General features: G+C 55.9%; 10 protein-coding genes. 1 reads left to right on the top strand and 9 read right to left on the bottom strand.

The window, feature by feature from the left end; all coding sequences use genetic code 11:
• Positions 1 to 520: tetratricopeptide repeat protein (locus tag JW953_21235; GenBank protein ID MBN1995227.1), on the top strand; the 520-nt coding region annotated here is incomplete at its 5' end.
• A gap of 92 nt (positions 521 to 612) precedes the next feature.
• Here JW953_21235 and JW953_21230 read toward each other — a convergent pair.
• From JW953_21230 to JW953_21190, 9 genes are all read right to left on the bottom strand, one after another.
• A complete protein-coding gene (locus tag JW953_21230) occupies positions 613 to 1,047 on the bottom strand; it encodes a hypothetical protein (GenBank protein MBN1995226.1) in 435 nt (144 codons plus the stop codon).
• Between the two features lie 825 nt (positions 1,048 to 1,872).
• Positions 1,873 to 2,214, bottom strand: coding sequence for a response regulator transcription factor (locus JW953_21225; protein ID MBN1995225.1), 342 nt, complete (start codon positions 2,212 to 2,214; stop codon positions 1,873 to 1,875).
• Positions 2,215 to 2,233: 19 nt separating this feature from the next.
• Positions 2,234 to 4,567 (bottom strand): hypothetical protein, encoded by a 2,334-nt coding sequence (locus JW953_21220; protein MBN1995224.1) that lies wholly within the window; start codon positions 4,565 to 4,567, stop codon positions 2,234 to 2,236.
• Positions 4,568 to 4,584: 17 nt separating this feature from the next.
• A complete protein-coding gene (locus JW953_21215; GenBank protein ID MBN1995223.1) occupies positions 4,585 to 4,992 on the bottom strand; it encodes a hypothetical protein in 408 nt (135 codons plus the stop codon).
• Between the two features lies 1 nt (position 4,993).
• A complete protein-coding gene (locus JW953_21210; GenBank protein MBN1995222.1) occupies positions 4,994 to 5,527 on the bottom strand; it encodes an NUDIX hydrolase in 534 nt (177 codons plus the stop codon).
• Positions 5,524 to 7,152 (bottom strand): hypothetical protein, encoded by a 1,629-nt coding sequence (locus tag JW953_21205; GenBank protein MBN1995221.1) that lies wholly within the window; start codon positions 7,150 to 7,152, stop codon positions 5,524 to 5,526. The genes JW953_21210 and JW953_21205 overlap by 4 nt, the downstream gene beginning before the upstream one ends.
• On the bottom strand, positions 7,149 to 9,761 hold the full coding sequence (locus JW953_21200; protein MBN1995220.1) for a hypothetical protein: 2,613 nt from the start codon (positions 9,759 to 9,761) through the stop codon (positions 7,149 to 7,151). The genes JW953_21205 and JW953_21200 overlap by 4 nt, the downstream gene beginning before the upstream one ends.
• 273 nt (positions 9,762 to 10,034) lie before the next feature.
• On the bottom strand, positions 10,035 to 10,805 hold the full coding sequence (locus JW953_21195; GenBank protein MBN1995219.1) for a GNAT family N-acetyltransferase: 771 nt from the start codon (positions 10,803 to 10,805) through the stop codon (positions 10,035 to 10,037).
• A 119-nt stretch (positions 10,806 to 10,924) separates the two neighbouring features.
• Positions 10,925 to 12,646, bottom strand: a complete 1,722-nt coding sequence (locus JW953_21190; protein MBN1995218.1) for an acyl-CoA dehydrogenase family protein — start codon at positions 12,644 to 12,646, stop codon at positions 10,925 to 10,927.
• Positions 12,647 to 12,701 lie beyond the last annotated feature (55 nt).

The following is a 12,701-nucleotide window of genomic DNA, read 5'->3' as shown; positions in this document are numbered from 1 at the left end:
GGTGGCCGTGACCCAATCGAGCCTGGCCGCCTTGCTGAGTAATCGCGGTCAATACGAGGAGGCCGAACGTCTCTATCAATCGGGGTTGGCCATTTGTTATGAGGTACAGGAATTGCAAGGGATTGGCGTATTTCTGCTGGGCCTGGGCCAACTGGCCCAGGCCCAGGGGAATCCGGATGAAGCCCTGGCCAAATTCCGGGAAGCGCAGCAGCAGTTTGTGGCCATTGGCCTGACCAACTGGGCCGCGCAAGTAGAACAACTGATTCGGCAAGTTCAAGGGGAAGCGCAAGGATTAACCCTGGATGATGTATTAGCTTTGATCAAGTCCGCCCAAAATGGCAATCAAGAGGCCGGGCAGCAGGCGTGGCAAATCAGCCAGTCGCTCAAACAAAGCAACGATTATGCTATGTCCGCCTTGGGCCAGGCGCTAGAAAGCATCCTGGCCGGGGAGTCGCCTGAAACCGCCACCACCAACCTGCCGCCTGACCTGCGGACGGCCATTGTCCAGGCGCTTACCTAACCTAAAACAACACCCAGATCAGATCGAGTTGAACTGCATTGGGGACGCCGTAGCCGGACGGATAGAGAGTTTTTGTTAACCTTACTCTTCCACTATCTCCATCGCTGCAAAATGCTCCAACAGCAGCCGGTGGATAAAAATATACCCTCCACCCACTTCCCGCAGGTAAATGCGCTCGGCGGCAAAGTCAAGAAATCGAACCAGGTGCCAGAGTGCGCAGTCGTTGCGGTAGAGAAAAAAACGAATGGTGTAGTGTTTGAGAACCGTGCCTCCGCCAAAAACAAGCCCAAAAATATACCCATTTTAAGAAGGGAATGGTCAATGTCGAGGGGTTTTAGGGCATCTTCCATTTCGGTCTGGGTGATGTCTCCACGGATAGTCTGTTCCACCAGGCCAATCGCTTCTTGGTGGTCATCAATCTGGTTTAGCAGCCGAAGATCAGCTCTAGACGATTGCCTGGCCTCACGTTCTTTGAGGTGGTTCAGATTCTTAGGCAGTTGCTGCAAAACACATTTGAGGTTGGTCATGGTAGCCTGGGGTCTATCATTCCCCCATTTTATCATAGATACGTCGCGGCTGACAATTGGATTTTGCAGTACGGGTGGTTTTTGGATATTTGGAGGGTATTTACTGCGTCTATGACTAATTCTACGCAGTAAATGTTAATCCAGAGATCATTTGAATAGCTCTTTTTGAAGGGTTACCTCTATGCAAGATTTGCATAGTAGACGTGGAAAAGATGAGCCCCCCCCAACTTTTGGACAGTAGATCAAAATATATTACTCGGTAATATAGCCCCCCTTGTGACCTTGGCCGTCCCGAAAAGCAAACCCACTTGCAATTGACGAAACTGACAAGTGGGGATTGTGAGGGATGGGAGTGAGAGAGGGGCATACGATTCTTCAGCCGGGGGGTGATAATAACAACAAAAAATACTGTCCAGTTGACTGGGCAGCACCTTGTTGCTAAGATACCCTGCAATCTTGATTAGGCGCTGTCTCACCTAATCAGGGTAAAGCCCCAAGTGCCAAAGGTTTCTTTATTCTGATCCATTGTATCATAGGTGTGGGGTCGTGACAATCAAAACAAAGAAAAAGGCCAGCCCGCGGGCTGGCCGGTGGTTATTCCAAGTCAACCACCGTCTCTATGGTAAGCCAATTTTGTCGGTTGAGTTTTGCAATATTTGTATGTGATGCGAGTAAAAAAATAGACCCCTCAAGCCAAAGCGCGGGAATATTGCGGCTTGGTTAGTTTTGGTTATAACCGGCCGCAGGGGTGAGGTAACCGGCAAAGCTGGTGATTGGATTTGCCCGCTCATTCTGGCCATAGTGTGGGTTTAGCAGAATAAGGGATCAGAGGCTGGCGGCCTTGGGCGGCAAACGCAGTTCGTAGCCCATGCTCCGCCTGGTCAAGATATATTCGGGGATGTTTGGGTCGTCCTCAATTTTTTGGCGTAACCAGCGGATATGCACGTCTATAGTACGAGAATTATCTGACCCATCGGTATGCCACACTTCTTGCATCAGTTGGTTGCGGCTCACAATTCGGCCAACGTTATCCATCAGCAGAGCTAAAAGTTTTGTTTCTTTTGGGGTGAGATGAAAGGCTGTTTCCCCTTTGATAAGCATAGTTTTTTCCAAATCTAACACCAAATCGCCTGCTTGCAAAACTTTTTTGGTTTGTCGCTCAGGCATGAGCGTCCTCCTCTTACATTCACTTAACGTGTTTAAAAATATGGTGGTACTTTAGAACTACCACATTTGGCCTCAGACGACTATAGGAAAAATGTCCTGATGCCAGCATGCCGGTTAAGATTATCACCGCCGTGGTGATCCCTGCCAGCCAGTTGCCCCACACCACGCTCCGGGGATGATAGGTCATGCTTATTTGATACGTTCCCGGCTCACTCAAATAAACGCCGCGCAGCAGCCCATTCACTTTTTCCACAGGTTGAGGCGAGCCGTTCACCCTGGCTTGCCAGCCGGGGTACCAGATTTCGCTCAAAACCAGCCAGCCCGGTGCAGGGATTTCGGTTTTTAATTCAATTTGGTCGGCGGAATAGTGGGTAATGGTGGCTACTGACGGTGGGCGGCTGACCGCTGTCCCCCGGTCGCCAACTGCCAAGGTGTATGCTTCTATGATAGCGACATCGGCCAGATTAGGCAAGTTTTCCAATTGGGTCAGCCAGTTGGTTTGGGCGGGCAGGACTTGATGAGTCACCCAGGCACGGGGGAGCGTGTATTTGTTGCGATAGATGAACGTGCCCTCGATGTCCGTTTCCAGGGTCAGGCCGGGCCGGTCCATAGGAAAAGCCGAAGCTAAATAGGTGACGTTAAGCATGCCCAGCAACTTGAGATTGGGTTTGGTATGTTGCAACGCCAAGGCGGGATTGCCGCCGCCAAAATTGGGAATAGTGACGCTGAAACTGGGGTCGTGATAGCCGCCGGCCCGGGCCATATACTGATCGTAAATGGCCAGGTGGACCGGCTCAACGCCGTCGGCCAGGTGCAGCCCCGCAGCAGCGGCTGTTTGGCTGGGCAGGCTATAGCTGGGCGAATAAACCCGAAAAAGCCCCGGCTTTTGGGCCAGGTATTGCGCCGCTGCCCGGCCCGGCGCCAAGGCCTCTTCCAACGGCGCAAAACGCATGAGCGAGGCATCGAACCAGGCCAAATCCAGGAACAGCAACAACCCCAACAGAACAACGGCCCGTTGCGCCGAGATAACGCGCCTGGCCCGGAACAAAATCAAACCCAGGCCAAGCGGCGCAAAAATAGCCAGGGCCAGCGCAGAGCGGCGAATTTGCTCCCCACCAAAAGCCAGCCCCAGGCCGGTCAACAAAGCGAATGTTCCCAAGGCTACGACCAGGCGGGTTAGCCATTGGCTGGCCCTGGTTGACCAGCGGGCCTGTTGCAGATGGTCTATGGCAAAACCCACCAGCGCGGCCAGGGCCATCGCCCCCACAAAGAACATGCGCGCCGGGGTCCGCACCCAGCCAAAACCGGGCGTAAAATAATAAAAAAGGCGATGGACAGGAGTATACGGTCCCAGGGCAAACAGGATGGTGAAAATAAACAGCAGGCCGTAGAACCACGTCCAGCGCTTTTTGCGGGCCAGGCCAAAGGGGGCCAACAACAGCGGGATCAACCCCAAATAGACAACGTACTCGTGCGCGCCTGCGGCCGAAGGGAGAAACAAACCCACCAATAATTGCGCCGGCGATAGGGCATATTCGGCGGCTTCGTTCAGGCTGAGGGCGCGGTTGCTGAATTGGCTCAACTCCAGCAGCGGCAGAAGTTGGGCCGCTCCCAATAACCCGGCCAGGCCGGGGATGCTGAGCAAAAGCAGCCAGAGTTGTTTGATCGCGTTCAGGCGGTGATGGGGGCGGATAAAGACAAAGTGCCAGGCAACCACCGCGCCAGACAAATAAACACTGTAGATTACGGGCAGGGTGTGGGTGGTGACTTGCAGCGCCAGGGCCATGGCGGTCAAGATTGTCCATTTCAGGCGAGAGCGCGGCCAGGGGGCGGTCATCAATTTCATTAAACCGAATAAGACCCAGGGTAGCCAGGCGATGGCTCCGACCATACTCACGTGTCCCCCGGCGGCGTGGGCCAGCCATTTGCCGTTAAGGGCAAACGTCAAACCGCCAAGCAGCGCGGCGGTAGCGGAACAGCGATGACATTCGCGTAGTAAGAAGAATATCCCCAGCCCCCCCACCAATAAGTGAAAAATAAAGAGGAAATTAAAAATAGGCTCTATGGGCAAAATAAGAAACAGCCATGCCGGAGGATAGGAGAGCATGGCCAGTTGGTTGGCGGCCAAAGGCATCCCACTCAGGATGAGGGGAGTCCAGTGGGGCAAGCCTTCCCCCCCCTGCCAGCTTTGGGCCATCAACTGGGCTTTGGGCCAGTGGATGACCATTGTGTCTGAGTAAGGGCTGAAGGTGGGGTGTAGAATGAGAAAAGGATTGAGCAGGGCCGGCCAAAAGAGGCTGAGTATCGCCAGGGTGAGCAGGGGGAAAGGCCAGAGAGTTTTTCTGAAAACCATGATTTTTTGTTGACGAATTAACCATCAACCAAATTGCCGCTCCGCACCAAAAAGAAAACGCCAAATAAGATAAAGGCCACGCCCAAAATCCGTTCCCAGCCCACGTATTCGCCAAAGAAGAAGCGGCCAATCAGCAACGTGAAAACATAGGTCAAAGCCACCATGGGAAAAGCCAGGCTGAAATCCAGCTTGGAGAGCACATCCATCCAGAGAATGGCGCTGAAGCCGTACAGGGCAAAGCCAACAATCACCCAGGGCGTGTGCATAAGTTTCAGTAAACCGGGTAAGCCCTCCGATAAACTCACCCCGCCAATGGCGTTCAGCCCAACTTTGATTGAAGTTTGGCCGGCCGAAAGTAACATAATGGACACCAGGCCCAACATAAAGGTCCAAATCATTGTGGTAGACACCTCCGTTTTTAACATTTTAAGCCTCATTTGAATGGAGATACAGTAATAATCCGGTCAGAGAATAACCGTCTCTAATTAATTTAGCGCCAATCATCCGGCGAATTTCTTGTAACGATACCCACCGGCACGCTTTTATTTCATTGCGGTCAAAATCTCCCATTTTTTGAGTGGCCTGGCAGGAGACGAGATGAAATACCAGGTTTGATATACCGTTGATGGGATGATACGTGTAAAGCAGTTGGTGGCCCGTTGTTTCATAGCCCGATTCTTCCCGCACTTCGCGCCGGGCTGCCGCCAGAACGGTCTCCCCCGGTTCCGCGTTTCCGGCCGGTATTTCCCATTCAACGGTATCGGTAGTATAGCGATAGGCTTGCACCAGCAAAATTTGGCCTTGCGGATTGATCACCACCACCCCCACCGACGTTTTGCCAAATTCCAGGATATGATGTTTTTCCACAATGCGCCCGCCGGGGAATTGCACCCTGTCGGTGTACAGGCTGACCCAGGGATTTTCGTAGATCACGGTGCGGGCCAATCTTTTTGGTTTCATGGGGAACCTCGTTGATAAACGGCCACATCCCCGGCCGCAAATACCGGCGGATACTGCGCCAGGTTTTGAGGCCGGCCCAAAGCCCGCTCCGACGGGCCATAGATGACAAAATCCGGCGGGGGAGCGACCATCTTTAGCTCGCCGCGATAAAAGGCTTCAACCATATCTTTTTTGGCGGTGGCCTTAATGGTTTCAAAAGGATGGCCGTAAAAGGCTCGCGCCCCGGTTTGGCCGGGCACAAACAGCCCCAGGCGAGGCGAGGCCAGGATAATATTGTTTTGCCCGGAATGTTGGCGTAGCCAGTCAAAGGCTAAAATTTCTTGCTTCTGCAAAAAAAACTTGGCCGTTGTTTCCGACTCGGCTGGCGCTTGTAACATGCCCAATAAGGGGATACTCCACACAAAAAGCGTGCCCAAGGCCCCCATCGTCACCACCATATTTTTGACCAGGCGGCGTTGAGCCGGTTTTAGGCGACTGTGAGCCAGCCAGCGGGTCAGGCCAATGGCGGCCAGCAGGCACAAGGGCAGATGCAACCCGTTGATGAGCCGGCGCTGCAAGTTGAAAAAAGGCAGGTAAACCAGAAAGAGCGTGGTCAGCGTCCACCACAGTACCACCCACTCGTTTGAAACTTTATCATCTCCGCGGATCACCATCCAACCGCCCACCATCGCCAGCAGGCCAACCGGGCCATAACCAAGAGCCAGGTTCGCCAGGGTTGGGGCCGGGGTAACGTTTTGGGCGCTCCAACCGGCCAGAACCGGGTTGGCGATAGAAACCCAATAATCGTAAAAAATAATCGGGGCTGCAAAAACAACAACGCTCAAGGTAAAGCAAATTTGCGTTAGGGGCAAATATCGCCGGTTAAGGTAGAACCAGCCCAGGCAGACGAGCAGCACGGCCCAGGTGGTCAACAGGGCAAAAGGCAAAACGAGGGCCAGAACCAGGGCGGCCAGACCGGCCAGAAGGAAGAAGAAAATTTGTTTTTTGATGCCCGGCACGGGCGGCGGCCAGAGCGCAATTTGCAGAATGATCAACATCAAGGCTATAGCCAGGGGAAAGTGGGGGTTGGCGTAGAGGCTGTAGGGCACAAAGGCCTCGGGCACCCACAGGTCAATGGGCAAGGCGTTGAATATGGCCCCCAACCAGCCCAGGCCGGAGGCGGTGCATAATAAAATAAAGGCCAGCCGCCGTTCGGACGGGTGGGGCGTAACCAGATTGACAAAACGGAAGGCGGCCAGCAGCAAAATCAACCCGGCCAGCAGCCGCGCCAGATGAAAAACAAGGATCAGCGGCAGGTGGGCCAACCGGGCCAAATGTCCCAGGGCCAGGTAAAAGGTGAAAATGAACGCGCCCTGGTGTGGTTCCGGGGTGTAGGTGAGGTGAAAGAGCCAGTGGCCGTCGAAGCCCTGCCGCATTTTGGCCAGGTAGGATTGTCCATCGTAAGGATTGACCAGGATTCCGGCAAAATGCCAGCCCTCTGGCGCCATCAGCAGGGCCACCAGATATGGCACACAACTAAAAAGAAGAATGGCTGCGGTCCAGCCAATGGCCCAACGCCACTCCGTCTTCACACCCCTAAAGAGAGATGAACCAGGGAACCGGCCTCCGCTGAATGAAGCCATCATCGGAAAATCCTCAACAGGGGCGATTGCGTTTCGAGCATGTAAATAACCCCATCACTCTGCCCCATGGCGAGACCGGCAGGAGGAGCCTGGTTGGCGGTGGAATAAACGCGGCTCACGCTAAAATCATTGGGCGTAATTTGCCAGAGCCCGGTTGTTTCTGAGGCCAGGAGCTGGCCGGTGGGGGTCAGGGCCAGCGCCGAGGCCGTCCGCAGGGGAAAGTCAGGCCCGCCGCCGACCAGGGCCACCCGTTGCAGGGTAGGCGTTTGCCAGACGGCGAGGCCACGATAATCCGGGGCCAGGGCGCTGAGGGCGTAAAGCCGCCGACGTTCGGCATCAAAGGCCAGGTCAAGTATCGGCCCGCCGGCCGGTGGCGTTTGGGCGGTGATGTCCAGGGTATCGGCGTCAAGAGCGATCACCTGCGGCCCGGCCGGTAAAGAGAGATAAAGCCGGCGGGCGGCCGGATCGAAAATAACCTGATTGGGTTGGTGAGCCAGCGGCAGGGCCGCGAGCAGTTGTAACAGATCGTCGCTCAAAACCAGGAGCCGCTCGTGTTTGGCGTCGGCCACAAACAGGCGGTGGGTGGCGGCGTCGCGGGCCAGGCCGCGCGGCCGGCCCAGCCCGCCCACTTGATTGACCACCTCTCCGGCCGGCAGGTCTACCAGGGCCACGCTATCGGCAAAGGTAAGGTAGGCCTGGCCGGGAACAGGCGTATCGGTAGAGATGGCCTGGGGAACGTGGTCAAAAGAGATGGTGTGGATAGGTTGGCCGCTATCCAGGACAAAAATTTGCAGGCTTCCTCCGGCGTTTGATGCATCAGCCAAAATAATAGCGCCCAAACCGGCGGTTTCGGCCAGGGCCAGGGCGCGCGGCTCACCGGCCAGGCCAAACGATTCGCCCCCGGCCGGCAGGGTCGGGCCGAAGGCAAATGGCTGTTTGCCAGGGCCGCAGCCACAATTTTCCATTGGGTTCAGGGCCGATGACAGACCCGCCGATTGTAAAGCGGCGCCTGCCTTTAAAAAGTGACTGGGCACAATGGCCCCCGGCGGTGAAATTTGATCTACCCGGTGGTACCACGGCCCGGTCTGGCCGGGCGCGCGAAAGATGATGGGCAGATAATAGGTCAATTGGAATTTGTTCTGGGCTTGCACTTCTACCGGCGCGGCTTCAGCGACAAAAGCGGTGTGGCCGTTGCGCTCACTGCCGCTGAGTTGGCTGGGGTAAGTGCCTGTCACTACGTCAGGCCCAATTATGGCCCGGAAGGTGATTTGATAGCCGTAAGGCCGCAGTTCGCCGGCCGGTTTGGGCAGGGCGGCCACTGCCTCAAATTGGGGATGTTTGGGGTAGGGCCAGGTGGGATACACCCAATCAAAGTTGGCCCACTGGCCGGAGGTGTCGCTTAACTGGAAGGGGGTTACGGTCACCACTTCCGGCCAATTTTGCCAATAGGCGCTGAAGGCGTCGGAGATGTAGGCGGCCCGGTTGGTTTCGTTGATGGGGCTGAAGCCCTCAAAGCCAAAAACGTTGTTGCCCAGTTCGTAGCCGGTTTCGGTGAGTATCACTTTAACGTTTGACCGGCCGTAGGCGTTAAGGAGCGCCACTTCCTGGGTGTAGCAGTCAATGGCATACTCGCCGTAGCGGGCCGTGCCGTTATGATTGTTGTAGGAAGCAGGGTGGTTGTAGGGGTAGCAGTGGCTGGCCCACACGTCAAAAGCGTCTTTAAAGCCGGGCACGGCCAGCATTTGGCTTAAAAACGATAAATGGCCGGTGGTGGGCACAATGGCCCCGTTGACCACGCGAATACGGGCGTCGCCCAGGCGATGAATGGCATTGGACACGGCCACAAAAAAGCGGGCGTATTGGGTAGGGTTGGGCGAGCCGCTCCATTCAATCCAGAGGTTGGGTTCATTCCATACTTCAATGTAGAGTGGATTGGTATCGCGGCGGGGCAGTCCGGCCACAAACCGGGCGTAGGCCTGGGCAATTTCGGCGTAATCGCCGTTGGGGCCGGGGTCCGGGGCCTGCCAGAGGCCGTTAACAAACTCTCCTTGCAGCCGTAAAACAGGGATGAGGTTGCGGGCGTAGGCTTCGAGCACGTAGTTGACGGCGCACTCACCGGGGCCGGTGGTATTGGCGTTGAGACCGGAGAAAAGCTGTTTCAAATAACCGCCATTGCCCGCCAGTTCTTTGGCCCCATCAAGGTGCAGGCCGGGCGGCGCGTTTTCACAAAAATAGACCATGGTATGGATGCCATAGGGATTGTGTACCTCAATGCCAGCGGCGGGCAGGTGATATGGCCCCCAGGTGAGGGTTTGGCCGTTGATGGCCGGCTCGTGGCTTTCCAGGGGCCAACCCTCGCCCATAGCAATGGTGGAGCCGGGAATATAGGTAAAGCTGATGGGCAGGGTAATGGTCAATACGCCGTCGTACACAATCTGGTCGGTGTGATTGAGCAATTGCAGCCGGTAGGTGGTTTCTCCGCCGGGATAAGTGCCGCTGGCCCAGCCGCCAACGGACAGCGCCGGCTCAGCCTGGGATGTTGGGGCCGGAATGATAAAAAAGGCCAGGCCCAGGAGCAGGGTGAGGAGATTGAAGAGTATCGCTAAACGCAAAGTCGCCCAGATGCCGGGATGCAAAATTCTTTGGCTCACGGGTGAAAAGTGGACGGATATGTCACCACGAGCCGGAGGCGAAATGGTCTCCACCTGATGATTGGGAATTGCATCGCTTCGCTCGCAATGACGTGCACAGATTCTACACATAAGCCAGTTCTTTATATTTTCTCTGGGCGGTAACAACTTCCACAAATTAAATTAATTTTCAGAGGAATTTATCTCTAAAATGCGGAAGTTGCCCTAAACAAAGTTTAGGCTTAATCCTTAGCCCTAAGCCTCGATATAGGCTAACATGGTGGCAAACGGCCTAAAGCCAACCCGCTCGTAAACCCGGCCCGCCCGCTCGTCGGCGGCGGACAGGTAAACGTATTTTACACCTTGAGCAAAGGCCGTGCGAACGGCCAGGGCTGTCACTGCGGTGGCAATTCCCCGGCGGCGAAACGGTTTTAGCGTGGCCAGGCCCGCTATCTCGGTCAGCCCGTTATGGGGGGTGGTGAACATGCCGGCGCTCACCGGCCGGCCGTTCAACCGGGCCAGAAAAGCAATCCCGCCATGCAGGTCGTTGATAAATCGCTGCGCCTCGCTTGCGGTGATCGCGGCGGTCTGGTCCGGGTCAAAGCCCTGCCGCTCAACGCTCACGTAATCCTGAAACTCGCTGAGCGGCGAGATGTCGGTGAGCGGCGTAATTATCAACCCGGCCACTTCCGGCGCCGGGCGATAGGTTTGGGCCGAACAAAGCATGGCCCGGTACCGGCCCTCTTCCGCAAAACCGGCGGCGGCCAAAGCCGAAGGCAGGCCGGGCGCGAATTCTTCAATAAATTCAAACCGCGGCTGGCGCTGGCGGCTGCGGAAGGTCTGGCGCAGGACCGCCAGCGAAACGCTCCAGTCCTCGCGCTCCGGTTCATCCGGGATGGCGTAGTTGAAAAATTTAAAAGCCTCGGTGGGATGGAAAAAACAGGTAAAGGGCGGCGCGGCCACAGACTGGTATTGTTGGCGGGCATTGTAACGTAGATAAGCCTGCAAGCGGGCAACGGACAGCATGTCAAACAATCACCTTAAGGAGTACACAATGAGCTGTTTCTCTGAACTAAAGATGAATGTCAAAGACTCCCTCGACATTCATCCCTCATCCCTCATCCCTCATCCTTCAGCCTTCATCCTTAAAAGGGTTGGGCCAAAAGAATCTCTCTGACCGCAAGCGGCATGGCATTGGCCGCCTGGATGGTTTCGACCAGGCGGTGAATCTGCGGCAGATGTTCGGCAATATAAACCTGGGCCATCGCCTTTTTGCGCTCGAGGCTGCGCGCGTCTTGCAACAGCAGCCAAGAGTTGATCAGGTAGATGCCCATATCGGCCAGGTCCGAAGCGTAATAATCAACCACCTCGCGGTCGTGCTCTTTGAGATGGTCGGTAGCGCGTTTGAATTGCTCATTGGCATCGAGCAATTGGGCCTTGAGTGAGGCCAGTTCCGGCCCGTACTCTTGAGCGGCATAGTTGTCCAGCAGTTCATCCAGGGCGTGGCCCAATAATTTGCCGATGGCGGCCACAATTTGCAACTGGCTGGTGCCCTCGTAGATGTTGGTAATGCGCACGTCGCGGTAGTGACGCTCCACGTTGAACTCTTTCATATAGCCCACCCCGCCGTGAATTTGCATGGCCTGGTAAGCCACACGATTGCCCATTTCGGTGGCATAATATTTGGCCAGCGGCGTTAGGGCGTCGGCCAGATTAGCGGCCTGTTTCTGGCGCGCTTTGGCTTCCTGGTCTAGTTTGCCTTCTCCGGCAGCGTGATCGTAGGCTTTGAGCAGGTCAACCCAGCGCCCGGTTTCGTAAACCAGGGCGCGCGCGGCTTCAATTTCGCCCCGCATCAAAAGCAGCATGCGCGAAACCGCCGGAATGTCTTTGATGGGCTTTTTGAACTGGGCGCGCTCGTGGGCGTAATCATGCGCCTCGCGGTAAGCCGCCTCGGCAATGCCCAACGCCTGGGCCGAAACCGCCAGCCGCGCCCCATTCATCAGGGCCATGGCATACCGGATCAGGCCAAAGCGACGCTTGCCGATGAGGATGGCCGGGGTATTGTTGTACTGAATCTCGCAGGTGGGCGAGGTGCGAATGCCCAACTTGTGCTCAATGCGGCGGATGTGCACGGTTTCATCTTTTTCCACAAAAAACATTGATAGGCCGCGGGCATCGGCGCTGCCCTCTTCGGTGCGGGCCAGCACCAGGCTGATGTCGGCGCAGCCGTTGGTGATAAAACGTTTGACCCCGTTGAGTCGCCACTGCCCGGTTTCTTCATCATAAGTGGCCTTTGTTTGCACTGCGCCCAGATCAGAACCGGCGTCGGCCTCGGTCAAGATCATCGCGCCGTTAACCTCGCCCCGGCAGAAACGCGGCAGCACCCGCTGCTTTAATTCTTCGTCGCCAAACTCGTTAATGGTGGAGGCAATCTCTTGCAGGCCAAAAATAGTCATCAAACCGCCCTCGGCCCGGGAAACCATTTCCACCATCATCTGGTAAATGGTTTCCGGCAAATTCAGACCGCCGTATTGCCACGGCAGCATGGCCCCGTTCAACTCGGCCTGCTGCAAGGCCTCAATCGCCACCTGGGTAGCCTGAGCATAACGTACCTCGCCGTCCTCAAAGTGCGCGCCTTCCTCGTCGGCCTCGGCCGCGCGGGGAGCGATCACGTTGGCGCAGATGTCGCCCAGCACTTCCAGCAGCAGCCGGTAGTTGTCTTTGGCGTCTGCGTAATTGCGCGGCGCCGTGGGATACTCTTTGCTGTAACTGTACCCCTTTTCCTTGAGTTCCAAAACTTCGCCCAGGTCCAATTTGTCCAAATGAAACTCGAGGTCGTGATTATCCAGAAAAAAATTTTCAGCCATTTTTGCTACTCCCTATTTGGCTTTCTCGCGCAGGGCGCGGATGATGAGGGGGATC

It is taken from the genome of Anaerolineae bacterium (assembly GCA_016931895.1).
In the GTDB taxonomy this organism is placed as follows: domain Bacteria; phylum Chloroflexota; class Anaerolineae; order 4572-78; family J111; genus JAFGNV01.
The sequence above is the reverse complement of the archived record's forward strand: the minus strand, read 5'-3'. Positions and strand labels throughout refer to the sequence as shown.